Raw genomic sequence first — 22,726 nt, 5'->3', positions numbered from 1 at the left:
TGGATGCAGAGCCTGCACCCAGCCCATGGCTGAGCCCAGCCGACGTTGTAATTCGATAACCGGGCTAGGAGACTGGCATGTAACCAACAACCCGGGAAAGCCCTGATATGTTCATTAATTATTGTAATTAAAGTACCGACTGCGCTGAACGTCACCGGTATGTGGCGCGTAAACGGATTCAAACATCGAGGAGACAAGGGTATGTGGAAGATGACGAAGATCGCCGCAGTGGCGGTGGGCCTGGCGGCAGCGATGTCCGCCAGCGCGGGGGAGGTCGAGGTTCTGCATTACTGGACTTCGGGTGGCGAGGCCAAGTCGGTCGCCGAACTCAAGAAGATCATGCAGGCCAAGGGCCACACGTGGCGCGACTTTGCCGTGGCCGGTGGCGGTGGCGACAGCGCCATGACCGTGCTCAAGAGCCGCGTGATCTCGGGCAACCCACCGTCTGCCGCGCAGACCAAGGGTCCGGCGATCCAGGAATGGGCGTCCGAAGGCGTGCTGGCCAACATGGATGCACTGGCCAAGGCCGAGAAGTGGGACGAGCTGCTGCCCAAGGTGGTCGCCGACGTCATGAAGTACAAGGGCGCCTACGTGGCCGCCCCGGTCAACGTGCACCGCGTCAACTGGATGTGGGGCAGCTCCGAAGCCCTGAAGAAGGCCGGCGTGGCCGCCATGCCCAAGACCTGGGACGAGTTCTTCGCCGCCGCCGACAAGCTCAAGGCCGCAGGCCTCGTGCCCGTGGCCCACGGCGGCCAGAACTGGCAGGACTTCACCACCTTCGAATCGGTGGTGCTGGGTGTGGGTGGCGCCAAGTTCTACCAGGACGCCCTGGTCAAGCTCGACGACAAGGCCATCAACAGCGACACGATGAAGAAGTCGCTCGAGACCTTCCGCCGCATCAAGTCGTACACCGACGCCGGCGCCCCCGGCCGCGACTGGAACCTGGCCACGGCCATGCTGATCCAGGGCAAGGCGGGCTTCCAGCTGATGGGTGACTGGGCCAAGGGCGAGTTCCTGGCGGCCAACAAGGTGCCGGGCAAGGACTTCCTGTGCGCCGCCGCACCGGGCACCACCACGGCCTACACCTTCAACGTGGACTCCTTCATCCTGTTCAAGCTCAAGGACGCCGCCGCCCAGAAGGCGCAGAGCGACCTGGCCAGCTCCATCATGAGCCCCGAGTTCCAGGAAGTGTTCAACCTGAACAAGGGTTCCATCCCGGTGCGCGCCGGCCAGAAGATGGACAAGTTCGACGACTGCGCCAAGGCCTCGGCCAAGGACTTCATCGACACCGCCAAGAGCGGCAGCCTGCTGCCCAGCGTGGCGCACGGCATGGCGATCGCGCCCGCGACCGAAGGTGCCATCAAGGACGTCGTCAGCCAGTTCTGGAACGACGACAAGGTGAGCGTTGCCGATGCGGTGAAGAAGATCGCGGCCGCCGCGAAGACCAAGTAAGTCCGAAGTAAACCAAACCCCAGAGGGATCCCATCATGATGAAAAGAAACCGCCTGACGGCGGTGGCTTTGGCCGCCGCATGCGCGATGAGTAGTGCCATGGCAATGGATGTTGCCGGCTTCGAATTCAACGGTTACTCGCGGGGCGGCCCGGTGTTCAACCACTCCGACGGCGTCAAGGGCAACCTGACGCTCGGCGGCGAGCTGCAGAAATACCGCCTGGGCAACGAAGGCGACAACGGCATCGAAGTCAACTTCGCCAAGGGCTTCGAGACCAACGGCATCAAGTGGAAGATCAACTACATGCCCGCCAAGTGGGGCAGCGGCGACATCAGCACCGAGCAGGCCTTCGTGGAAATGAGCGGCTTCTCGTTCTCGCCCGAAGCCAAGTTCTGGGCCGGCCAGCGCCGCCTGCGTATCCAGGACGTGCACATCGTCGACTACTTCCTGCTCAACTACGGTGACAACGTCGGCGCGGGCGTGACCGACGTGCCGATCGGCGGCATGAAGCTGGGCGTGGGCGTGTTCTCGGGCGACAAGTTCGACGGCAACCTGCCCAACGACGTGAAGGCGCACCGCATCAACGCCGACCTGTCCGAGATCAACACCAACCCTGGCGGCAAGCTGCGCGTGCTGCTCACGGCCGTGGGCGGCAAGAACCAGGTCGGCGGCGGCTCGGGCTCGGGCGTGTCGCTGATGCACACGCAAAAGGAATTCCTGCTGCCCAGCATCAGCAACACGCTGTACCTGCAGACGTCCCGCGGCCATGCCCGCATCGATGGCGAGTTCGAGTCCATCGACGGCACCCGCGCCGGCCGCCGCTCCACGCGGATCGCCGACTCCATCAACTGGCAAAGCGGCCCCTTCGGCGGCCAGGCCCTCATTGGCTACCAGACCAACAAGGCCGACCTGACCGGCGTCGAGACCAAGGACTTCTCGCTGGGCGGCCGGGGTTCGTACGCCTTCACGCAGAACTTCAAGATGCTGGCCGAGCTGTCGACCACGACCCGCAAGGGCAACACGGGCCCTGACCAGCGCCTGTCCAAGGTCACGCTGGCCGGCGCCCTGGCGCTGTCGGAAGACTTCTGGTCACGCCCTGAACTGCGCCTGTATGTGACCAAGGCCAACTGGAACCAGGCAGCGGCCGTGGCGAATGCCGCCACGTTCGGCGCCAACGGCAAGACCTCGCGCACGCTGGTGGGCGTGCAGTACGAGGTCTGGTGGTAAGCAATTCCACACCGGGCGGCAGGGCGTGCTGCCAAGGCTTGCGCCTTGGCAGCGCCGCCCGGCGGCCCGGGCATGGAATGGTGAAGTGAGTAAGTGAGTTAGCGAGTTAGTCAGAGGTTACTTTGTTCGGTTGGGGGGCACTCTGTGCGTGCCCCCCCTTTTTTCATATTGCAGGCACATGCCACACATTTTTCGCAGCCGTCCAAGATGGCTCCCACGCTTCGCCCTTGTCCTGGCCTTTGCCCCTGCGCGGGCCGCTGATCGCAAGGCCGTGGCTTTTCATTCGGGGGTGGCCCGGCGATGACCAAGAATTCGTTGGAGACCTGGTTGCCCAAGCTGGTCGTGACACCGGCTTTTGTGCTGGGCTTCGCTTTCATCTACGGCCTGATGGTGTGGAACGGCGTATTGAGCCTGACCGTGTCCCGCATGCTGCCCAACTACGAGTGGGCGGGCCTGGCGCAGTACGAGCGCCTGTGGGAGATGGACCGCTGGTGGGTGGCCCTCAAAAACCTGGGCATCTTCGGCGTGGGCTACGTCGGCGGGTCGCTCGCCATCGGTGTGGTGCTGGCCGTGCTGCTGGACCAGAAGATCCGTGCCGAAGGCGCGCTGCGCACCATCTACCTGTACCCCATGGCGCTGTCGTTCGTCGTCACGGGCACGGCGTGGAAGTGGCTGCTGAACCCCGGCCTGGGCATCGAAAAGATGGTGCGCGACTGGGGCTTTCCCAACTTCGAATTCGGCTGGCTGGTCGACACCGACATGGCCATCTACTGCGTGGTGATCGCCGGCATCTGGCAGAGCGCGGGCTTTGCGATGGCGCTGTTCCTGGCGGGGCTGCGCGGCATCGACGACAGCATCATCAAGGCCGCGCAGGTCGATGGCGCATCGCTGCCGCGCATCTACTGGCGCATCGTGCTACCCGCGCTGCGGCCCGTGTTCTTCTCCACGCTCATGGTGCTGTCGCACCTGGCGATCAAGAGCTTCGACCTGGTGATGGCGCTCACGGCCGGCGGGCCGGGATTTGCCACCGACGTGCCTGCGACCTTCATGTACACCATGTCGTTCTCGCGCGGCCAGATCGGCCTGGGCGCAGCCAGCGCGACCATGATGCTGGCCACCGTGGCGGCCCTGGTCATCCCCTATCTCTACAGCGAACTGCGGACCAAGCCCCATGACCGCTAAGCCCTCTTTGCTCCCGTCCGTGGGCCGCTTTCTGGTCTACGCGGTGCTGGCCCTGGCCACCGCCTTTTTCCTGCTGCCGCTGTACGCGATGCTCGTCACCTCGTTCAAGGATGCGGAGGAGATCCGCAGCACGTCGCTGCTGGCCCTGCCCGCCGCGCTGAACTGGTCGGCCTGGGGCACGGCGTGGTCCAGCGCCTGCACCGGTGTGGACTGCAACGGACTGCGCCCGTTCTTCATGAACTCGGTGGCCATGGCCGTGCCGGCGGTGCTGATATCGACCGTGTGGGGCGCGCTCAACGGTTATGTGCTCAGCCTGTGGAAGTTTCGCGGCAGCGACACGCTGTTCGGCCTGCTGCTGTTCGGCGTGTTCATGCCCTTCCAGGTGGTGCTGCTGCCGATGAGCCAGGTGCTCGGCTGGCTGGGGCTGTCCAGCTCCATCACCGGCCTGGTGATGGTGCACTGCCTGGCGGGCCTGGCGGGCACCACGCTGTTCTTTCGCAACTACTACGCGGCCATCCCGAAAGAGCTGGTGAATGCGGCGCGCATGGATGGCGCCAGCTTCTTCCAGATCTTCTGGCGCATCGTGCTGCCGCTGTCCACGCCCATCGTGATGGTCACGCTGATCTGGCAGTTCACCAACATCTGGAACGACTTCCTGTTCGGCGTGGTGTTCTCGGGCACCGACTCCAAGCCGGTGACCGTGGGCCTGAACAACCTGGCCAACACCAGCTCCAGCGTGAAGGCCTACAACGTGGACATGGCCGCCGCCATCATCGCGGGCCTGCCCACCATGGTGATCTACGTTCTCGCAGGCAAGTTCTTCGTGCGCGGCCTGACGGCCGGCGCAGTCAAGGGTTAAGGGTAATCAAGAAAATGGCGTCATCACTCGACATCGCAGGCATCAACAAACGCTTTGGCAAGGGCGACAAGAGCGTGGAGGTGCTGCGCAAGGTGGACATCCACGTGGCACCGGGCGAATTTTTGATCCTGGTCGGCCCCTCGGGCTGCGGCAAATCCACGCTGCTCAACATCATTGCGGGCCTGGATGAGCCCACCGAGGGCGAGATCCGCATCGCCGACAAGAACGTGGTGGGCATGCCCCCGCGCGACCGCGACATCGCCATGGTGTTCCAGAGCTACGCGCTCTACCCCACGCTGTCCGTGGCGGACAACATCGGCTTTGCGCTGGAGATGCGCAAGATGCCCAAGCCCGAGCGGCAAAAGCGCATCGACGAAGTCGCCGCCATGCTGCAGATCACCCACCTGCTCGACCGCCGGCCCAGCCAGCTGTCGGGCGGCCAGCGCCAGCGCGTGGCCATGGGCCGGGCGCTGGCGCGCCAGCCGCAGCTCTTCTTGTTCGACGAGCCGCTGTCCAACCTGGACGCCAAGCTGCGCGTGGAGATGCGCGCCGAGATCAAGCGCCTGCACCAGGCCAGCGGCATCACCAGCGTGTACGTGACGCACGACCAGGTCGAGGCCATGACCCTGGGCTCGCGCATCGCGGTGATGAAGGGCGGCGTGGTGCAGCAGCTGGGCACCCCCGACGAGATCTACAACCGCCCGGCCAACACGTACGTGGCGACCTTCATCGGCTCGCCCACCATGAACCTGCTGCGCGGCGGCGTGCAGCCGGCCGGGCAGTTCGGCATCGAGGGCGCGTCGCTGAGCCTGGCACCGCCCCGGTCCGTGCCCGAGATGCTGCTGGGCGTGCGGCCCGAGCACCTGCAGATGCAGGACGACGCGCCCTGGCGTGGCCAGGTGAGCGTGGTCGAGCCCACCGGGCCGGACACCTATGTGATGGTCGATACCGCCGCTGGCAACGTCACGCTGCGCACCGATGCGCAAACGCGCGTGCAGCCCGGCGACCATGTGGGCCTGACCGTGGCGCCGGCCAACGCGCACTGGTTCGACGCGAAGACCGAAGAGCGGCTGGGCTGAGGTGTAGCGACAGCGCCCTGGGATTGGCGGCGCTGCTGTAGCCTCGCTCTCGCGACCGCTTCCGACGAGGGCAGGGGGCGCACCCGATGCCCGGGCGGCACCGGTCCACGACCGCGCTCGCTGCGCGCATCAAAACGTCCAGGATGTTTCGGACGGAGACTTAGGTCTTTGCGGGGCTTTGTATTTCAGGTAAAAACTGCCTGTACCGCTCGTCCATCAAGCGCAAGCAGCTATATTTTTCATAGCTGCAGAACATTTTTCTTCAAGCCCATGCACTCCACGCACCCGCAGCGCCTTCTCGCCGACATCGGCGGCACCAACATCCGCCTGGCCTGGCAGGACTCGCCCACCGGCCCGCTCAACGACACCCGCGTGCTGCCCTGCGCGCAGTTCCCCACCGTCGATGCCGCGCTGTCGGCATACCTGAAGGAAGTGGGCGTGCCCACGCCGCGCGAGGCCGCCTTCGGCATTGCCAACCCGGTGACGGGCGACGCCATCCGCATGACCAACCACAGCTGGAGCTTCTCGCAGCGCGCGGTGCGCGACGCGTTCGGCTTCGAGCGGCTGGTGGTCATCAACGACTTCACGGCGTTGGCGCTGGCGCTGCCGCTGCTCACGCCCGACCTGCTGCGCCAGGTGGGCGGCGGCCAGGCGGTGCCCGGCAGTGCCATTGCGCTCGTGGGGCCCGGCACGGGGCTCGGAGTGTCGGGTCTGGTCTTCCCGCCAGGCTCCAGCGCGGGCGTACCGCTGTCGGGCGAGGGCGGGCACGTCACGCTGGCCGCGCAGACGCAGCGCGAATTCGACGTGCTGGCCATCCTGCAGGAGCGCTACGGCCACGTGTCCGCCGAGCGCGCCGTGTGCGGCGCGGGTCTGGTGGACCTGTACCACGCGGTGCGCCGCCTCGCGCAGCGCGGCGGCAAAGAGGTGAGCTCCGCCGCGCAGGTGACGGAACTGGCGCTGCAGTCCCAGGATGCCCTGGCGCTGGAGGCGCTGGACTTGTTCTGCGGCTTCCTGGGCAGCGTGGCCGGCAACCTGGCCCTGACGCTGGGCGCCCGCGGCGGCGTGTACCTGGGCGGCGGCATGGTGCCGCGCCTGGGCGAGTGGTTCGACCAATCCTCGTTCCGCGCACGCTTCGAGGCCAAGGGGCGCTTCAAGTCGTATCTTGCAGACATCCCCTGCTGGATCATCGACCCCAGCGCCACGCCCGCGCTGTACGGCGCATCGCGCGCACTCGATATCGCGGGCTCCGAAGGGTGACGGTGGGCGGCAGTGATCCGCCTGCGCCACCCTCGCAGGCTGCGCTGCCTGCACTGCAACTGGGCGGCATCCACCACGTGGCGATCATCGCGAGCGACTACGCCCGCTCGCGCCGCTTCTACACCGAGGTGCTCGGCCTGCAGGTGGTGAACGAGGTGTTCCGCGCCGAGCGCCAGTCGCACAAGCTCGACCTGCAGCTGCCCGATGGCACGCAGATCGAGCTGTTCTCCTTTCACCACCCGCCAGCGCGCGCTTCGTACCCGGAGGCCTGCGGTTTGCGCCATCTGGCGCTTCGGGTAGCGGACCTCGATGCCAGCCTTAAGGTGCTGGCCTTGCACGGTGTGGCCGCGGAGCCGGTGCGCACCGACCCGTTCACGGGCGTACCCTTCACATTCATTGCGGACCCGGATGGGTTGCCGATCGAACTGGTGGGGCCGGCTGGACGCGGAGATTGAGCCTCTCCACGCCCGCTGCGCTCGGCGAGCGATCAATGGTCAGGTCACTTCGGTTTCGATGAGGTCGCAGCCAACTCGGCCCGCGCTGCAGCAGTGGTCTTCTCGAACCATTCCGAGTCTTCTTCCACTTGCTTGCGAACCACGCGCTCTTCCTCTTCGTCCAGGAACGTGGTGCTTCGCAGCCGGCTTCTGACGACGGGCAACGAAACCAAACCACAGGCAATCCCGGCGCGGGCCCACCGGAGGTCCCTGGGCTCGCTGCGGGCGTACTTGGACACGGCTGCGTCGTTGGGGTCCAGGAACCAGATGCGCAGCCCATCACGGTGCACGCAGAGCATTCGTGCCTCCCAACCGTCGGGCAGGCTCGGCAAGGTGGGCGAGACCGGGTCCAGGTAGTAGCCGTGCTCCATGCGAAAAGGCGACTCCTCGCCCAGCATGGGCCCCAGGTCGAAGATGCGGCCAGGGTCTGCCTTGGTGTAGCAGTCGATGTCGATGGACATCGACATTGCTTCAGGAATGCGAACCCCATCTTCCACCCCGAGTACGGACAGGCTTCCGATGACGACGTAGTCGGAATGTCCGCTGAGCTCTCGGGCGCACTGCAGGGCCACGACCACCTGGTCGAGGTTCATGGCGCGAGCCCCGGCCAGGGTGAGTTCTGGCGCAGCGCGGGCCCCCAGCTATCGGCGTCAGACACCATGGCCTGGGCCAACTTTGGCAAGGGCAGCTCCAACAGGGCCTGCCACCGGTCGATGTAGTCGCTGCTGCAAAGCTGGTGCGTGCGCCATTGCTCCACGACGGCCATTGCTTTTTTCACCAGTTGCCGGCCCTGCGCGGGGGGCAGTGTTGCCAGGTCGACGGCCAGCTGTTGGTGCCTGATCAGGCGCTCGTTCTCGCGCAGGGTCTGGGCCAGCCGTGCCATCTTGCGTTCGGACACCGCTGCTTGCCGTTTGTCAACTGAAGAGAAGTATTCCGGCGCAGCCATGATGGCCTTGACCTTGCCATGCTTTTCGATGGCCACAGGGCCACGTTCGGCGGCCTCAAGGAGATGGCCGAAAGACTGCTTGGCGTCGGTGGCAGAAATTTGCTGCATGGTGGCGCTCCAATTTTGTCCATTTTATAAAGAAATGGACAAAATGAAATATCCGGGTTTTTGGCGCCCCCACCGTTATCACATTTCCTCACTCCAGCAATGCCCATCGCGCGCGATCATCGCGCTGGCAGCGCTGGGGCCCCAACTGCCTGGCGCGTACGGGCGCGGGCCCGCGGGGTCGTTCCTCCAGTGCTGCAGGATGGGCTCCACCCAGCGCCAGGCTTCTTCCTGCTCGTCGCTGCGCACGAAGAGGTTCAGGCGACCGGCGATCACATCGAGCAGCAGGCGCTCGTAGGCGCCCACGCGCTCGGTGCCGAAGCGCTGGTCGAAGTCCAGGTTCAGCGCCACCTGCGACAGCGCGGGCTCGGTCTGGTTCTGGGGGGCACCCTGGGCCAGCAGGTGCAGCTCCAGGCCGTCCTTGGGCTGCAGGTTGATCACCAGGCGGTTCACCGCGCCGGTGGGCATCTTGAAGATGGGGTGTGGCACGGGGCGGAAGTTGACGACGATGTGCGCGTCGCGCCCCGCCAGCCGCTTGCCGGTGCGGATGTAGAACGGCACGCCCGCCCAGCGCCAGTTGGAGATCTCGGTGCGCAGCGCGACGAAGGTCTCGGTGGTGCTGCTGCCGGCCACGCCCTTTTCCTGCAGGTAGCCCGGCACGTTGTGCCCGTGTGTCTTGCCTGCGGCGTACTGGCCGCGGATCACGTGCTGGCCGATGGTTTCCATGCTCCAGGGCTTGAGCGACTGCAGCACCTTGAGCTTCTCGTCGCGGATCGCGTTGGCGCTGGAGTTGATGGGCGGCTCCATGCCGATGGCGCACAGCAGCTGCAGCGCGTGGTTCTGCACCATGTCGCGCAATGCGCCGGTCTGGTCGTAGAAGGCGCCGCGCGTTTCCACGCCCAGCTCTTCGGCGATGGTGATCTGGATGTTGGCGATGTGCTCGCGGCGCCACAGGGGCTCGAACAGCGCGTTGCCAAAGCGCATCGCAAACAGGTTCTGCACCGACGGCTTGCCCAGGTAGTGGTCGATGCGAAAGACCTGCTCTTCCTTAAGCACGCGGCGCAGCGTGTCGTTGATGGCTCGGTTCGATTTCAGGTCGTGGCCCAGCGGCTTTTCCAGCACCACGCGGGTGCTGGGGCCGTTCAGGCCGACGGCGGCGATCTGCTCGCACACGTTGGTGAACAGGCTGGGGGCCGTGGCCACGTACATCACCACCGTGTCGGCGCCGCGTTCCTGCAGCACGCCGGCCAGGCGGGCGTAGTCCTGCGTTTGCGACAGGTCCATGCGCAGGTAGTGCAGCAGCGCGCCGAAGCGCTCGAACTCGTCCGGGGTGGGGCGCTTGGCCAGGTCCACGCTGTCAAAGCGGGACTGGATCAGGCTGCGGTATTGTTCGTCGCTCAGCTCGTCGCGCGCCACCGCAATGATGCGGCCCCCCTCGGGCAAGGTCCCGTGGCGAAACGCCTGAAAGAGCGCGGGCATGAGCTTGCGCCAGGCCAGATCGCCGGTGCCTCCAAACAGGACGAGGTCAAAACTCATGGGGTCTCCGTATCAGTGGTGTGGGTGGTGTGCACGCAGTCCTGCTGAGGGCCATGTGCAGGCTCGAAATTGTAATCACGTTACATCGAAATGTGTAGGTGCAAAGGCCGTAGAACGATTTATGACAGTTCGACTGCCAAAAGGTATCGAACAAATTAGGTAATCAAGTTACTATCTCGCCGCGTGTTCTTTTACCTCTCGTGAATTCCACCATGTCCCTCCGTTGCGACCAGACACCGCAGTGGCCTCAGTTGCAGGCTGCCTATTCCACCCACGGGCACCAGCTGGACCTTCGGCAGGCTTTCGCCGACGATGCGCAGCGGTTCGGCCGCTTCAGCCAGCAGGCCCCGCATGTGTTCGCCGACCTGTCCAAGAACCTGTGGGACAGCGCCACCGAAGCCCTGTTGCTGGACATGGCCCGGGCCACCGGCCTCACGCAGCACCGCGACGCGATGTTCAGCGGCCAGCCCATCAACAGCACCGAAGGCCGCGCCGTGCTGCACACGCTGCTGCGCCGCCCTGCGGGCCTGGCACTGCCCGGGGACGACAGCAGCATCGCCGGCCATCTGGCGGACGTGCATGCCACGCTCGATGCCATGCTGGCGTATGCCGATACGGTGCGGGCCGACAGCACCATTACAGACATCGTGAACATCGGCATCGGCGGCTCGGACCTGGGGCCGCACATGGCGGTGCTGGCGCTCGAAGAGTTCCGCGCCCAGGGCAAGCGGCTGCACTTCGTCTCCAATGTGGACGGCCACGAGCTGCACACCGTGCTGCAGTCGCTGCGTCCGCAGAACACGCTGTTCCTCATCGCCTCCAAGACCTTCACCACCGCCGAGACCATGACCAACGCCCGCTCGGCGCTGGCGTGGTTCGCGGCGCAGGGCGGGCAGGATGTGGGGCGCCATTTCGCGGCGCTCACCACCAATGTCGATGCCGCCCGGGCGCTGGGCATCACCACCACGTTCGGCTTCTGGGACTGGGTGGGCGGGCGCTACTCGCTGTGGTCGGCCATCGGCTTGCCGATTGCCATAGCTATTGGCTCGGCAGGCTTTCGCGACCTGCTGGCGGGTGCGCACGCCATGGACGAACACTTTCGCACCGCACCGCTGGCGCAGAACCTGCCGGTGCGCCTGGGGCTGCTCGACGTCTGGTACCGCAACTTCCACGGCTTCACCAGCCGCTGCATCGCGCCCTACCATGCGGCGCTGCGCCGCGTGCCCGCCTATCTGCAGCAACTGGAGATGGAGAGCAACGGCAAGCGCGTGGCGCTCGATGGCACGCCGCTGCCCTATGCCACATCGCCCGTGCTGTGGGGCGAGCCGGGCACCAACGGCCAGCATGCGTTCTTTCAGATGCTGCACCAGGGCACGGACGTGTTGCCCCTGGAGTTGATCGCCGTGCGCCAGGCCACGCACCCCCTGAAGGGCCACCACGAAAAGCTGCTGGCCAACGCCCTGGCGCAGGCCCAGGCGCTGATGGTGGGCAAAGAGGGCGAGGACGGCCACCGGCACTTTCCGGGCAACCGCCCCAGCACCTTCTTGCTGCTGGATGCGCTCACCCCCGCTTCACTGGGCGCGCTGATCGCGCTGCAGGAGCACCGCGTGTTCGTGAGCGGCAGCCTGTGGGGCATCAACAGCTTCGACCAGTGGGGTGTTGAGCTGGGCAAGGTGCTGGCCAAGGACCTGGAGGCGCGCCTGGCCAGTGGCGACACCACGGGGCTGGATGGCTCGACCGCCGGGTTGCTGGGCCGCCTGCGCAGCGGCATGTGATCCGAAGTGCAGGGCAGGGCAGGGCGCACGCGCCCTGCCTTCGTTCCATCGCCGCCCATTGCCTCCCACGGCCGCCCATTTGCCGACCATTCCCATCCCGTTCAGGCTGAGCCTGTCGAAGCCCCGCGCAGCGCTTCATCCAGTACGCAACCCCACCCCTCAAAACAAACATCCGTTCACGCCGCGCTGTGTCGAAGCGATGGGCCAAGGCTTCGACGAGCTCAGCCCGAACGGTCCAGGAGATTTTCACCATGACTGCCCCCCTGCCGGACTTCCGATCGCCCACCTTTCTGCGCCAGCATCTGCGCGACACCATGGCGTTCTACGACCCGGTGGCGACCGACCCGAGCGGCGGCCTGTACCACTTCTTCCTGGACGACGGCACGGTGTACGACACGCGCACCCGCCACCTCGTCAGCGCCACACGCTTCGTGGTCACGCACGCCATGCTGTACCGCACCACGGGCGAGGCGCGCTACCAGGCCGGCATGCGGCACGCGCTGCAGTTCGTGCGCGACGCTTTTCTGGACCCTGCCACGGGCGGCTACGCATGGCTGATCGACTGGCACGATGGCCGCGCCACCGTGCTTGATGCCACGCGGCACTGCTACGGCATGGCCTTCGTGATGCTGGCGTACGCGCGCGCGTTCGAGGCGGGTGTGCCCGAGGCGCGCGCCTGGCTGGCCGAGGCCTTCGACACGGCCGAGCGCCACTTCTGGCAGCCCTCGCAAGGCCTCTATGCCGACGAGTCTTCGCCCGACTGGGCGCTGACCGGTTACCGCGGCCAGAACGCCAACATGCACGCCTGCGAGGCGATGATCTCGGCCTTTCGCGCCACGGGCGAGCAACGCTATATCGAGCGCGCCGAGCAGCTTGCCCAAGGCATCTGCCAGCGGCAAGCGGCCTTGTCGGACCGCGCATCGGCCCCCGCCGCCGAAGGCTGGGTGTGGGAGCACTACCAGGCGGACTGGTCGGTGGACTGGGAGTACAACCGCCACGACCGCACCAACATCTTCCGCCCCTGGGGCTACCAGGTCGGCCACCAGACCGAATGGGCCAAGCTGCTGCTGCAACTGGACGCCCTGGCGCCCGCCGACTGGCACCTGCCCTGCGCACGATTCCTGTTCGACGACGCCCTGGCCAAGGGCTGGGATGCCGTGCATGGCGGCATCGTCTACGGCATGGCGCCGGACGGCAGCATCTGCGACGACGGCAAGTACCACTGGGTTCAGGCCGAAAGCATGGCCGCCGCTGCGGTGCTGGCCGTGCGCACCGGCGAGCCGCAGTACTGGGACTGGTACGACCGCATCTGGAACTACTGCTGGGAGCACTTCGTGGACCACGAGCACGGCGCGTGGTTCCGCATCCTCGACGGCGCCAACCGCAACCACACGCGCGAGAAGAGCAACGCGGGGAAGGTGGACTATCACAACATGGGAGCGGTTTATGACGTGTTGTTGGCGATCGGTTAACCGTGCCGGAGTGTGAAAGTTAATTTTTCAACACTTCTGATTATGAAGGTTTCGATTAATTCTGTGGCCGAAGTTGGACGAAAGTGCTGAGTTTGAAAATCTGAAGATTTTTTCTCTTCTCCTGTGCCAGTGGTTTGCTAGAGTGCGCATTCTTAAAGATTAAGTGCAATGACACGCCCTAGAAGACCGGGTTTTAATCATGCATGGCGCGCTTTCATGACGGTTCGTGTTCCCGTCAAGGAGGTCGGGCGCAAGATTGGCGGTATGGTTTACAAAACACTGAGCTTGATCCAAAGCTCGGTGGCTTTCAAAATGCTTGTGCCATCAGAATGAGTTATGTTCTGAATATGACTGGCTTTCCCATCCCCAAGGGGCAGTCATACAAGTCAGTCAGCGGTGCAGATGGTCAGCAGTATCTGTACCGTGTGTCAGAGATGATGGCCTATTTGGAAAAGACTTTTGGCAGACCTGACAAGTCTGTGCGGGCGCCCAAGACGACCGACTTTCACGGGCTGAAGGGCATCATCGTCGTCAAAGGGCAGGGCTGGGCCAATGCTGTGGGGCATATCACGCTGTGGGATGGGGTCAAATGTTCTGATAGTTGCCATTTGATGGCAGACCCTGACAATGGTCCGTTTGTGCCTGATATTGGATTGCTCTGGATCTTGTCATGAAAGCACTTTTTCTTGCGCTTGCGCTGATAGCATGGATAACGCCGCCGGCATCTGCACGGCCTTTGGCGCAGACGAGTCAATATTCCCAGAAAACACTGTTGAAGAACTGGGCCCTCAGCATTTGTCTGGCGCAGGTGGCGCAAGATGAACGCACTGCGCAGGACGCCGCGTCAACGGCTGGCGCCTACCTGGAGTTTGGCCACCAAGATTTGGTGGTGTATGAGCAGATCAGGGCACTGGTTGCCAAGTATGTTGCGCTCCAATATGGCGGGTCAGTGCCCTCTGAGTTCAAGACCATGAAATGCATTGATCTATTTCACAGCAAAGAGTTGGATCAACTGACCGCCAGGGCAACAGTCAAAAAGTCGAAGCAGTAAATTTCTGAACAGCGAGTCCAGTCGTATCAACTGCCACGCTGAACAGCGACCCCGCCGGCACCTCAGCCTCCTGTTCTTCCGCAGGCCTCCCGGCCCGCGCCGACGTGATGTACAGCGTGCTCAGATCCTCCCCGCCAAAACACACCATGGTCGGACACTGCACTGGCACAGCGATGCGCTGCAGTACATCCCCTTTGGGAGACAGCTGCAGCACGCAGGCGCCTTCGTACATCGCTACCCAGTAGTTGCCCTCCACATCCACGGCCGCGCCGTCCGGCCGGCCTCCGTAGGGCTGGCCGTCCACCTTGCGGTCGAAATGCACCCAGGGCCGGCGGTGGGTGATCGCACCGGTGGCCAGGTCGAAGTCAAAGCGGTCGATGCGGTGCTCGGGCGTGTTGGACCAGTACATCACGCGGTTGTCGGGGCTGAAGGCCAGGCCGTTGGCGGTGAAGTTGTCGCCGGCCATGTGCCGCACGGTGTAGCCGGTGCCATCTGCAGCCGCCGACAGGCACCACAGGGCCGCATCGGGCGCGGTGCGGGGGGTGATCATCGAGCCTGCCCAGAAGCGGCCTGCCGCATCGCAGCGGCCGTCGTTCAGGCGCAGGTGCCGGGTGTCGTGCTGGTCCGGCGGCAACAGGGCTAGCAGGGTGAGGTCGCCGCTGGCGGTGTCGAGTTGGTAGAAGCCGTCCCGTAACCCGATTACGATGTTTCCGCCTGCCGAGGGCGCGCAGCATGCGGGCTCGCTCGGGGTCTTCCACTGGCGGTGCTCTCCGTTCGCAGGGTTCCAGGCATTCACCGTGTGTCCCTGAATGTCACACCAGTAAAGGGATTTTTCCTCGGGTTGCCAGAAAGGGGATTCGCCCAGTTCGGACGGCGGAAGGGGCAGGCGCTCAAGGGTCATGGGTTGAAGTGCGGTGGTTATCGAGTTACATTCTAGGGCCCAGAACAGGGCCTGTGCACAGGCCTTTTCCCTCCTTTCCCCACCGATGGAGCATCCCATGCATTCAGTCGTAGCGCGCGTGACGGCTCGCATCATCCAGCGCAGCGTGGACACGCGGGCCGCCTACCTGGCCGGTGTCGACGCCATGATCCAGCGCAAGCCCCCGCAAGACCGCATGGGCTGCGCCAACCTGGCCCACGCGTACGCGGCGCTGCCTGGCGCCGAGAAGTTCAAGGTCACGGTCGAAAAGGCGCCCAACATCGGCATCGTGACGGCTTACAACGACATGCTGTCGGCCCACCAGCCGTACCAAAGTTACCCCGCGCTGCTGCGCGACGAGGCCGCCCGCCACGGCGCCACGGCCCAGGTGGCCGGCGGCGTGCCGGCGATGTGCGACGGCGTGACGCAGGGCACGCCCGGCATGGAGCTGTCGCTGTTCTCCCGCGACGCGATTGCCATGGCCACGGCGGTAGCGCTGTCCCACGACGTGTTCGACGCCGCGCTGCTGCTGGGCGTGTGCGACAAGATCGTGCCGGGCCTGTTGATCGGTGCGCTGCACTACGGGCACCTGCCCTGCGTGTTCGTGCCCGCCGGCCCCATGGGCTCGGGCCTGCCGAACAAGGAGAAGGCCAAGGTGCGCGAGCAGTACGCGCAGGGTCTGGTGGGGCGTGACGAGCTGCTCAAGGCCGAGTCGGCCGCGTACCACAGCCCCGGCACCTGCACCTTCTACGGCACGGCCAACAGCAACCAGATGCTGCTCGAAGCCATGGGTCTGCATGTGCCCGGCGCAGCCTTTGCGCCACCCGGCACGGGCGAGCGCGAGGCCTTCACCCGCCAGGCGGTGCGCACGGTGCTCGACATCGGCAAGCGCGGCCAGCGCTTCACGCCCATCGGGCGCCTGGTGGACGAACGCTGCATCGTCAACGCCATGGCCGCGCTGCTGGCCACCGGCGGCTCCACCAACCACCTGATCCACTGGGTGGCGATTGCGCGCAGCGCCGGCATCCTGATCGACTGGACGGACTTTGACGAGCTGTCGTCCGTGGTGCCGCTGCTGGCCCGCGTGTACCCCAATGGCGATGCCGATGTGAACCAGTTCGAGGCCGCGGGCGGCCCGCCCTGGATCCTGCGCGAGCTGCTGGATAACGGCCTCATGCACGGCGACGTGCTCAGCGTGAACGCAGGCGGCATCGCCGAAGGCGGGCAGGCCGCACCGGCGGTGTCCGGCGATGTGTCGGTGCTGCGGCCGGTGAGCGAGCCGTTCTCGCCCACGGGCGGCCTGCGCCTGCTGCAGGGGCGCCTGGGCCGTGCGGTGATCAAGGTCTCGGCCGTGCCGGAAGACCGCCACATCATCGAAGCGCCCGCGCGCGTGTTCGACTCGCAGGAAGCATTGCTCGCCGCCTTCAGCGCGGGCGAGGTACAGCAGGACATGGTGGCCGTGGTCCGCTTTCAGGGCCCGCAGGCCAACGGCATGCCCGAACTGCACAAGCTCACGCCCCCGCTGGCCGTGCTGCAGAACCAGGGCTTCAAGGTGGCGCTGGTGACGGACGGCCGCATGAGCGGCGCATCGGGCAAGGTGCCCGCCGCCATCCACGTGACGCCCGAGGCGATGGCCGGCGGCCCGCTGGCCAAGGTGCTGGACGGCGACATCGTGCGGGTGGACGCCGTGGCCGGCACGCTCGACGTGCTGGTCGATGAGGCCACCTGGGCGGCACGCGTGCCGGCACCGTACAACGCGGCCTCGCAGGTCGGCTTCGGCCGCGAACTCTTCACCAACTTCCGCCGCCATGCGGGCGGTGCGGAGCAGGGCGCCTGCACATGGCTGTAGGTGTCCCCATTGGCCTTCCAAAATACACAACCGATCACGCTGAGCTTGTCGAAGCGCCGCGCGAGGCTTCGACAAAGCTCAGCCAGAACGGTAGCAGGTCATTGAAGGCCCCTCTGTATCGCCTGCCATGCCGTTGCTCGTCCACCCGCAGGGGTGACGCACCCGGGCCCTGCCAAAACCAGTTCGACAGAAACCTTGACATGGCACCGCACCAGTTTTGTAGGCCGCCTGCAGCAGCCGACACCTGAGACACCAAGGAGCAAACACTCATGAATCCGCTTGATATCGCCAGCCATGGCCCCGTCATCCCCGTCATCGTGATCGACCGCGTGGAAGACGCGCTGCCCCTGGCCGAAGCGCTGCTCGCCGGTGGCGTGAAGGTCCTGGAGGTGACGCTGCGCACCGCCGCCGGCCTGCCGGCCATCGAGACCATCGCGCGCAACCTGCCCGAAGCCGTGGTGGGCGTGGGCACGGTGCTCAACGCCGACGACGCGCGCCGCGCGAGCGAGGCGGGCGCGCGCTTTGCCGTGAGCCCTGGCTACACCTCGGCCGTGGGCAGCGCCTGCAAGGGCCTGAACCTGCCGTTGCTGCCGGGCGTGGCCACCTCGGGCGAGATCATGGCGGCGCTGGCCGATGGGTTCTCGTTTTTGAAGCTGTTCCCGGCCGAGGCGGTGGGTGGCATTCCGCTGCTCAAGTCCTGGGTCAGCCCGTTCGGTGCGGTGAGCTTTTGCCCCACCGGCGGCATCACCAACGCTACCGCGCCCCACTATCTGGCGCTGCCCAACGTGCGCTGCGTGGGCGGCTCGTGGCTCACGCCGACCGATGCCGTGCGTGCCGGGGACTGGGCGCGCATCACGCAGTTGGCGCGTGAGACGCAAAGCCTGCGACAGGCAAGCTGAATCCAGCCGGGGTGCGGGCGCATCGTGTCCATCGCGCTGCTGCTGCCTGCCCGCACTCGCCGTGGGTACGCGCCGCCTGCACGACATAGGCCGCAGCGGCTGGTGGCAACTGCTGTTGCTGCCAGGCATCGGCTTCTTGCTGCTGCTGGTCTGGTGGGCGCAGCCGAGCGAAGGCTGATCTCACCATGCGGCGGGCTTGAGGGCTCGCTCGCGCAGCCCGCTGCCCTCAGGGTCAGCGGGCTTTTTGGTGGGCGGCCGGGGTCGGGGCTCCCGTCGGCGTGCAGTGCGTGCAAGGTACTGCAGACCCGAAGCACGGGTAAAAAGGAGCTCTTCCGCTTGTGTGGTCAGCGCTAGCAGCTATCAAAAGAGAAGCAAAATGGGATGATCACGGCCAGGCCGTGTGTTGTCGTTGTACGACATCGCGCCACAGAAGCTGCCGGTTGGTCGCGTAGATTTTTAGAATAGAAATCATTCCTATTTACATTCCTGAAAATCATGACATTCCAACATCGGCAGACTGCGGTCTGCATCGGCATCGCCCTGGCCTTCGGTGGGGTGCCTGCAGCGGTGATGGCGCAAAGCGCCCCGGCGACCCTGTCCGAAGTGCGTGTGGACGCTAACGCCGAGAAAGAGTCCGCCACCGCGCCCGTGGTGGGCTACCGCGCACGCAATGCAGCCACTGCCACCAAGACCGACACGCCGCTTTCGGAAACCCCGCAGTCCGTCACCGTGGTCACCCGCGACCAGTTGGTGGACCAGGGCGCCACGACCTTTCAGGAGGCACTGCTCTACGCCGCCGGGGTGCGCAGCGATGCCTACGGGCTGGACAGCCGCGCCGACAGCGTGCGGGTGCGCGGCAGTTCGCCGGACACCTACCTGGACGGCCTGCGCCAGGGTTACAACTACTACACCAGCACCATCGCGTCCGACCCCTACGCGCTGGAGCGCCTGGAAGTGCTGCGCGGCCCGTCCGGCATGCTGTTCGGTGCGGGCACGGTGGCCGGCGTGGTCAACATGGTCAGCAAGCGCCCCCTGCAAGAGGCGCAGCGCGAAGTGGGCGTGCAGTTCGGCAGCTGGAACCGCAAGCAGTTGCAGGCCGACCTGACGGGCCCGCTCACCAAAGACGGCGAATGGTCGTACCGGCTGGTGGCCGTGGCGCGCGATGCGGACACCCAAACCGACTACGTGAAAAACGACCGGCGCCTGATCGCACCATCGCTCACCTGGCGCCCCAATGGCGCTACGTCGCTCGTCCTGCAGGCCCACTGGCAGCAAGACCGTACCGGCAGCACGGCGCAGTTCCTGCCGTGGTCCGGCACGCTCCTGCCCAACCCCAATGGCAAGCTGCCCATCAACCGCTTCATCGGCGAGCCGGGTGACTACTACGACACCGACCGCGAATCCATCGGCTACCTGTTCGAGCACCGCTTCAACGACGCCTGGACCGTGCGCCAGAACCTGCGCCTGGCGCGCAACGAGAACCGGGGCGGATATCACTACGCCGACTTTTTCACCGAGCCTGGCGGCTTCGGCGCAGACCCCGTCAACCAGCGCCTGGTCGGCCGCCTCTACGGCAAGAACGTCACGCGCACCCGCATGGCCGCGGTGGATACGCACCTGCAAGGCAACCTCACCACCGGCGCGGTGCGCCACCAGTTGCTGCTGGGCGTGGACTGGAACCGGCAGACCGAGAACAAGACCGAAGCCGATGACTCGTACAACACGCCCATCGACGCGTTCGCACCGGTGTACGGCAACCGCATCAACCCTGCGATGGCCGCCAAGCCCGAGAACGTGCAGCGCCAGGGCGGCCTGTACCTGCAGGACCAGATGAAGTGGGGCAACTGGATCTTCATTGCCGGCCTGCGCCACGACCGCGCCGTGAACAGCCTGGCCGGCTCGGCCGATGACCGCACCAGCGACACCACCAAGCGCCTGGGCGTGATGTACCAACTGGCCGGGGGCTGGACGCCCTACATCAGCTACGCCGAGTCGTTCAGCCCGGTGAGCGGCACCAACGCCTACGGCCAGCGCTTCAAGCCGCTGGAAGGCGAGCAGATCGAGGTGGGCGTGAAGTACGTGCCCGAGGGCAGCGCCACCCAGTTCACCGCCGCGGTGTACGACCTCAAGGAAAAGAACCAGCAGGTGGCCGACCCCACCAACCCCAAGAACGTGCTGCAGGCGGGCCAGACCCGCAACAAGGGCCTGGAGCTGGAATACAAGGCCCGCGTGGCCACCGCGTTCGACCTGACCGCCCACTACAACTACACCGATGCCGACCCTGTGCTCGAAGGCCTGCCACGCCACCAGGCCGCCGTGTGGGGCGTGTACCGCTTTGCCGTGGGCAATGTGCGCGGCTTCTCGGTCGGGGCAGGGTACCGTTGGCTGTCGTCGTTCCGCGACCGCACCGGGCCCGAGGTGCCGTCCGCCGGCGTGGTGGATGCGCTGCTGGCCTACGACACGCAGGACTGGCGCTACGCGCTCAACATCAGCAACCTGGCCGACAAGAAGTACATGAGCACCTGCCTGGCACGCGGCGACTGCTGGTGGGCCACCCGGCGCAACGTGGTGCTGAGCGCGACGTACCGGTTCTGATCGCTGGCATTGCGCATTGGGGTATCAGGGTATCAACTGTCCGACGCATCAATGCATCAACGCATCAACGCATCAACGCATCAGGGTGTCGGCGCGTCGTCTTTTGGCACTCCTCTGAACCGTTCACGCTGAGCCTGTCGAAGCGCCGCGCAAGGTTTCGACAGAACCCGTCGGCCTCCGCCCGAACGGCGTGAACGTCGAGCACGGCCTGCAGCGCAATCGCGAAGGTGCTGCCCATTAAAAAACCCCGCAGGCTTCGCAGCCTGCGGGGTTTTTGTTGGAAGCTTGCGCGCGGCAGGATCGTGGCCCACCCCGCGCAGGTCCGGTGGGCAATTACATGCCCATGCCGCCCATGCCACCCATGCCGCCCATGTCGGGCATGCCGCCGCCAGCGCCGGCCTCGTCCTTGGGTGCTTCAGCAACCATGGCTTCGGTCGTCAGCAGCAGCGATGCCACGGAGGCAGCGTTCTGCAGGGCCGTACGGGTGACCTTCGTGGGGTCCAGGATGCCCAGCTCGAGCATGTCGCCGTAGGTGTCGTTCGAGGCGTTGAAACCGTAGTTGCCCTTGCCGGCCAACACAGCGTTCACCACCACCGAGGCTTCGCCGCCGGCGTTGTTCACGATTTCGCGCAGAGGCGCTTCGATGGCCTTCAGGACCAGCTTGATACCGGCTTCCTGGTCGGCGTTGTCGCCCTTGACCGAGTCACCGACAGCTTGCTTGGCACGCAGCAGGGCCACGCCGCCACCAGCCACAACGCCTTCTTCCACAGCTGCGCGCGTGGCGTGCAGTGCGTCTTCCACGCGGGCCTTCTTTTCCTTCATTTCGACTTCGGTGGCAGCGCCGACCTTGATCACGGCCACACCGCCAGCCAGCTTGGCCACGCGCTCTTGCAGCTTTTCGCGGTCGTAGTCGGACGTGGCTTCTTCGATCTGCACGCGCACTTGCTTGACGCGGGCTTCGATGTCAGCAGCAGCGCCGGCGCCGTCGATGATGATGGTGTTTTCCTTGCCCACTTCGATGCGCTTGGCCTGGCCCAGGTCGGCCAGGGTCACCTTCTCGAGGGTCAGGCCCACTTCTTCAGCGATGACCTTGCCGCCCGTCAGGATGGCGATGTCTTCCAGCATGGCCTTGCGGCGGTCGCCGAAGCCTGGAGCCTTCACAGCCACGACCTTCAGGATGCCGCGGATCGTGTTGACCACCAGCGTAGCCAGGGCTTCGCCGTCGACTTCTTCGGCAATGATCAGCAGGGGACGGCCGGCCTTGGCGACTTGCTCCAGCGTAGGCAGCAGGTCGCGGATGTTGCTGATCTTCTTGTCGAACAGCAGCACGAAGGGGTTGTCCAGAATCGCGGATTGCTTTTCTGGGTTGTTGATGAAGTAGGGCGACAGGTAGCCGCGGTCGAACTGCATGCCTTCCACGACGTCCAGTTCGGACTCGAGGGACTTGCCGTCTTCCACGGTGATCACGCCTTCCTTGCCGACCTTGTCCATGGCGTCAGCGATCAGCTTGCCGATGGTTTCGTCGGAGTTGGCAGAGATCGAACCGACCTGGGCGATTTCCTTGGAGGTGGTCGTGGGCTTGGAAGCCTTCTTCAGCTCGGCGACCAGGGCCGTCACGGCCTTGTCGATACCGCGCTTGAGGTCCATCGGGTTGATGCCAGCGGCCACGTACTTGAAGCCTTCGCGCACGATGGCTTGAGCCAGCACGGTGGCGGTGGTGGTGCCGTCACCAGCGTTGTCGCTGGTCTTGGAGGCCACTTCCTTCACGAGCTGGGCGCCCATGTTCTGCAGCTTGTCCTTGAGTTCGATTTCCTTGGCCACGGACACACCGTCCTTGGTCACGGTAGGGGCGCCGAACGAGCGCTCCAGCACCACATTGCGGCCCTTGGGGCCCAGGGTCACCTTGACCGCGTTGGCCAGGATGTTCACGCCTTCAACCATGCGTGCGCGGGCTTCGCCGCCGAAAACTACGTCTTTTGCTGCCATTTGGAGCTCCTAGATTGGGTTCAAACTGGCTGCTGGCGCTTGTC

The 22,726-nt window shown here is 65.4% G+C and carries 19 protein-coding genes and 1 pseudogene; 15 read left to right on the top strand and 5 right to left on the bottom strand.

Going from position 1 to position 22,726, the window contains the following annotated elements; translation table 11 throughout:
• Nucleotides 1-201: 201 nt before the first annotated feature.
• From ACSQ3D_RS03705 to gloA2, 7 genes are all read left to right on the top strand, one after another.
• Nucleotides 202-1,452, top strand: coding sequence for an ABC transporter substrate-binding protein (locus ACSQ3D_RS03705; protein WP_056415173.1), 1,251 nt, complete (start codon nucleotides 202-204; stop codon nucleotides 1,450-1,452).
• A gap of 104 nt (nucleotides 1,453-1,556) precedes the next feature.
• Nucleotides 1,557-2,678 (top strand): carbohydrate porin, encoded by a 1,122-nt coding sequence (locus ACSQ3D_RS03700; RefSeq protein ID WP_056173234.1) that lies wholly within the window; start codon nucleotides 1,557-1,559, stop codon nucleotides 2,676-2,678.
• 300 nt (nucleotides 2,679-2,978) lie between these two features.
• Nucleotides 2,979-3,860, top strand: coding sequence for a carbohydrate ABC transporter permease (locus ACSQ3D_RS03695; RefSeq protein WP_396503446.1), 882 nt, complete (start codon nucleotides 2,979-2,981; stop codon nucleotides 3,858-3,860).
• On the top strand, nucleotides 3,850-4,719 hold the full coding sequence (locus tag ACSQ3D_RS03690) for a carbohydrate ABC transporter permease (RefSeq protein ID WP_056173240.1): 870 nt from the start codon (nucleotides 3,850-3,852) through the stop codon (nucleotides 4,717-4,719). Before ACSQ3D_RS03695 ends, ACSQ3D_RS03690 begins: the two co-directional genes overlap by 11 nt.
• A 14-nt stretch (nucleotides 4,720-4,733) precedes the next feature.
• On the top strand, nucleotides 4,734-5,798 hold the full coding sequence (locus ACSQ3D_RS03685) for an ABC transporter ATP-binding protein (RefSeq protein ID WP_056173242.1): 1,065 nt from the start codon (nucleotides 4,734-4,736) through the stop codon (nucleotides 5,796-5,798).
• A 270-nt stretch (nucleotides 5,799-6,068) separates the two neighbouring features.
• Nucleotides 6,069-7,055: a glucokinase gene (glk, locus tag ACSQ3D_RS03680; RefSeq protein WP_436125959.1), complete on the top strand. Its 987-nt coding sequence runs from the start codon at nucleotides 6,069-6,071 to the stop codon at nucleotides 7,053-7,055.
• A gap of 2 nt (nucleotides 7,056-7,057) precedes the next feature.
• Nucleotides 7,058-7,510 carry an SMU1112c/YaeR family gloxylase I-like metalloprotein gene (gloA2, locus tag ACSQ3D_RS03675; RefSeq protein ID WP_436125958.1) on the top strand — a complete coding sequence of 151 codons (453 nt, stop codon included), beginning with the start codon at nucleotides 7,058-7,060 and terminating at the stop codon, nucleotides 7,508-7,510.
• A 44-nt stretch (nucleotides 7,511-7,554) separates the two neighbouring features.
• On the opposite strand, the gene ACSQ3D_RS03670 is transcribed toward gloA2, so the two are convergent.
• The 3 genes from ACSQ3D_RS03670 to zwf form a co-directional block, all read right to left on the bottom strand.
• Nucleotides 7,555-8,142 carry a DUF6036 family nucleotidyltransferase gene (locus ACSQ3D_RS03670; protein ID WP_436125957.1) on the bottom strand — a complete coding sequence of 196 codons (588 nt, stop codon included), beginning with the start codon at nucleotides 8,140-8,142 and terminating at the stop codon, nucleotides 7,555-7,557.
• Nucleotides 8,139-8,603 carry a type II toxin-antitoxin system Phd/YefM family antitoxin gene (locus tag ACSQ3D_RS03665; protein WP_436125956.1) on the bottom strand — a complete coding sequence of 155 codons (465 nt, stop codon included), beginning with the start codon at nucleotides 8,601-8,603 and terminating at the stop codon, nucleotides 8,139-8,141. Before ACSQ3D_RS03665 ends, ACSQ3D_RS03670 begins: the two co-directional genes overlap by 4 nt.
• A gap of 78 nt (nucleotides 8,604-8,681) precedes the next feature.
• A complete protein-coding gene (gene zwf, locus ACSQ3D_RS03660; RefSeq protein WP_436125955.1) occupies nucleotides 8,682-10,136 on the bottom strand; it encodes a glucose-6-phosphate dehydrogenase in 1,455 nt (484 codons plus the stop codon).
• A gap of 212 nt (nucleotides 10,137-10,348) precedes the next feature.
• Here zwf and pgi point away from each other — a divergent pair, with 212 nt between their 5' ends.
• The 4 genes from pgi (at nucleotide 10,349) to ACSQ3D_RS03640 (ending at nucleotide 14,434) form a co-directional block, all read left to right on the top strand.
• Nucleotides 10,349-11,911, top strand: coding sequence for a glucose-6-phosphate isomerase (pgi, locus tag ACSQ3D_RS03655; protein ID WP_056415189.1), 1,563 nt, complete (start codon nucleotides 10,349-10,351; stop codon nucleotides 11,909-11,911).
• A gap of 251 nt (nucleotides 11,912-12,162) precedes the next feature.
• On the top strand, nucleotides 12,163-13,383 hold the full coding sequence (locus tag ACSQ3D_RS03650) for an AGE family epimerase/isomerase (RefSeq protein WP_436125954.1): 1,221 nt from the start codon (nucleotides 12,163-12,165) through the stop codon (nucleotides 13,381-13,383).
• 203 nt (nucleotides 13,384-13,586) lie between these two features.
• Complete coding sequence (locus ACSQ3D_RS03645; protein WP_436125953.1) at nucleotides 13,587-14,057, top strand: type VI secretion system amidase effector protein Tae4; 471 nt, start codon at nucleotides 13,587-13,589, stop codon at nucleotides 14,055-14,057.
• Nucleotides 14,054-14,434: a T6SS amidase immunity protein Tai4 family protein gene (locus ACSQ3D_RS03640; RefSeq protein WP_156372211.1), complete on the top strand. Its 381-nt coding sequence runs from the start codon at nucleotides 14,054-14,056 to the stop codon at nucleotides 14,432-14,434. The genes ACSQ3D_RS03645 and ACSQ3D_RS03640 overlap by 4 nt, the downstream gene beginning before the upstream one ends.
• On the opposite strand, the gene ACSQ3D_RS03635 is transcribed toward ACSQ3D_RS03640, so the two are convergent.
• Complete coding sequence (locus ACSQ3D_RS03635) at nucleotides 14,415-15,335, bottom strand: SMP-30/gluconolactonase/LRE family protein (protein WP_436125952.1); 921 nt, start codon at nucleotides 15,333-15,335, stop codon at nucleotides 14,415-14,417. The genes ACSQ3D_RS03640 and ACSQ3D_RS03635 overlap by 20 nt on opposite strands.
• 97 nt (nucleotides 15,336-15,432) lie before the next feature.
• Here ACSQ3D_RS03635 and edd point away from each other — a divergent pair, with 97 nt between their 5' ends.
• The 4 genes and pseudogenes from edd (at nucleotide 15,433) to ACSQ3D_RS03615 (ending at nucleotide 20,696) form a co-directional block, all read left to right on the top strand.
• Nucleotides 15,433-17,202 carry a phosphogluconate dehydratase gene (edd, locus tag ACSQ3D_RS03630; RefSeq protein WP_436125951.1) on the top strand — a complete coding sequence of 590 codons (1,770 nt, stop codon included), beginning with the start codon at nucleotides 15,433-15,435 and terminating at the stop codon, nucleotides 17,200-17,202.
• A gap of 269 nt (nucleotides 17,203-17,471) precedes the next feature.
• Nucleotides 17,472-18,101 (top strand): bifunctional 4-hydroxy-2-oxoglutarate aldolase/2-dehydro-3-deoxy-phosphogluconate aldolase, encoded by a 630-nt coding sequence (gene eda / locus ACSQ3D_RS03625; RefSeq protein ID WP_056415201.1) that lies wholly within the window; start codon nucleotides 17,472-17,474, stop codon nucleotides 18,099-18,101.
• A gap of 46 nt (nucleotides 18,102-18,147) precedes the next feature.
• A pseudogene (locus ACSQ3D_RS03620) lies at nucleotides 18,148-18,279 on the top strand (DUF805 domain-containing protein); the annotation flags it as partial.
• Between the two features lie 317 nt (nucleotides 18,280-18,596).
• A complete protein-coding gene (locus tag ACSQ3D_RS03615) occupies nucleotides 18,597-20,696 on the top strand; it encodes a TonB-dependent siderophore receptor (protein WP_436125950.1) in 2,100 nt (699 codons plus the stop codon).
• A 333-nt stretch (nucleotides 20,697-21,029) separates the two neighbouring features.
• On the opposite strand, the gene groL is transcribed toward ACSQ3D_RS03615, so the two are convergent.
• Nucleotides 21,030-22,682 (bottom strand): chaperonin GroEL, encoded by a 1,653-nt coding sequence (gene groL, locus ACSQ3D_RS03610; RefSeq protein WP_056415207.1) that lies wholly within the window; start codon nucleotides 22,680-22,682, stop codon nucleotides 21,030-21,032.
• Between the last annotated feature and the right edge of the window lie 44 nt (nucleotides 22,683-22,726).

It is taken from the genome of Acidovorax sp. LjRoot117 (assembly GCF_964252695.1).
Lineage (GTDB): Bacteria > Pseudomonadota > Gammaproteobacteria > Burkholderiales > Burkholderiaceae_C > Acidovorax.
The sequence above is the reverse complement of the archived record's forward strand: the minus strand, read 5'-3'. Positions and strand labels throughout refer to the sequence as shown.

Coding starts and splice junctions, on each gene's coding strand:
- ACSQ3D_RS03705 (WP_056415173.1), top strand. CDS start 202: ATGTGGAAGATGACGAAGATCGCCGCAGTGGCGGTGGGCCTGGCGGCA.
- ACSQ3D_RS03700 (WP_056173234.1), top strand. CDS start 1,557: ATGGATGTTGCCGGCTTCGAATTCAACGGTTACTCGCGGGGCGGCCCG.
- ACSQ3D_RS03695 (WP_396503446.1), top strand. CDS start 2,979: ATGACCAAGAATTCGTTGGAGACCTGGTTGCCCAAGCTGGTCGTGACA.
- ACSQ3D_RS03690 (WP_056173240.1), top strand. CDS start 3,850: ATGACCGCTAAGCCCTCTTTGCTCCCGTCCGTGGGCCGCTTTCTGGTC.
- ACSQ3D_RS03685 (WP_056173242.1), top strand. CDS start 4,734: ATGGCGTCATCACTCGACATCGCAGGCATCAACAAACGCTTTGGCAAG.
- glk (WP_436125959.1), top strand. CDS start 6,069: ATGCACTCCACGCACCCGCAGCGCCTTCTCGCCGACATCGGCGGCACC.
- ACSQ3D_RS03670 (WP_436125957.1), bottom strand. CDS start 8,142: ATGAACCTCGACCAGGTGGTCGTGGCCCTGCAGTGCGCCCGAGAGCTC.
- ACSQ3D_RS03665 (WP_436125956.1), bottom strand. CDS start 8,603: ATGCAGCAAATTTCTGCCACCGACGCCAAGCAGTCTTTCGGCCATCTC.
- zwf (WP_436125955.1), bottom strand. CDS start 10,136: ATGAGTTTTGACCTCGTCCTGTTTGGAGGCACCGGCGATCTGGCCTGG.
- pgi (WP_056415189.1), top strand. CDS start 10,349: ATGTCCCTCCGTTGCGACCAGACACCGCAGTGGCCTCAGTTGCAGGCT.
- ACSQ3D_RS03650 (WP_436125954.1), top strand. CDS start 12,163: ATGACTGCCCCCCTGCCGGACTTCCGATCGCCCACCTTTCTGCGCCAG.
- ACSQ3D_RS03645 (WP_436125953.1), top strand. CDS start 13,587: ATGGCGCGCTTTCATGACGGTTCGTGTTCCCGTCAAGGAGGTCGGGCG.
- ACSQ3D_RS03640 (WP_156372211.1), top strand. CDS start 14,054: ATGAAAGCACTTTTTCTTGCGCTTGCGCTGATAGCATGGATAACGCCG.
- ACSQ3D_RS03635 (WP_436125952.1), bottom strand. CDS start 15,335: ATGACCCTTGAGCGCCTGCCCCTTCCGCCGTCCGAACTGGGCGAATCC.
- edd (WP_436125951.1), top strand. CDS start 15,433: ATGCATTCAGTCGTAGCGCGCGTGACGGCTCGCATCATCCAGCGCAGC.
- eda (WP_056415201.1), top strand. CDS start 17,472: ATGAATCCGCTTGATATCGCCAGCCATGGCCCCGTCATCCCCGTCATC.
- ACSQ3D_RS03615 (WP_436125950.1), top strand. CDS start 18,597: ATGACATTCCAACATCGGCAGACTGCGGTCTGCATCGGCATCGCCCTG.
- groL (WP_056415207.1), bottom strand. CDS start 22,682: ATGGCAGCAAAAGACGTAGTTTTCGGCGGCGAAGCCCGCGCACGCATG.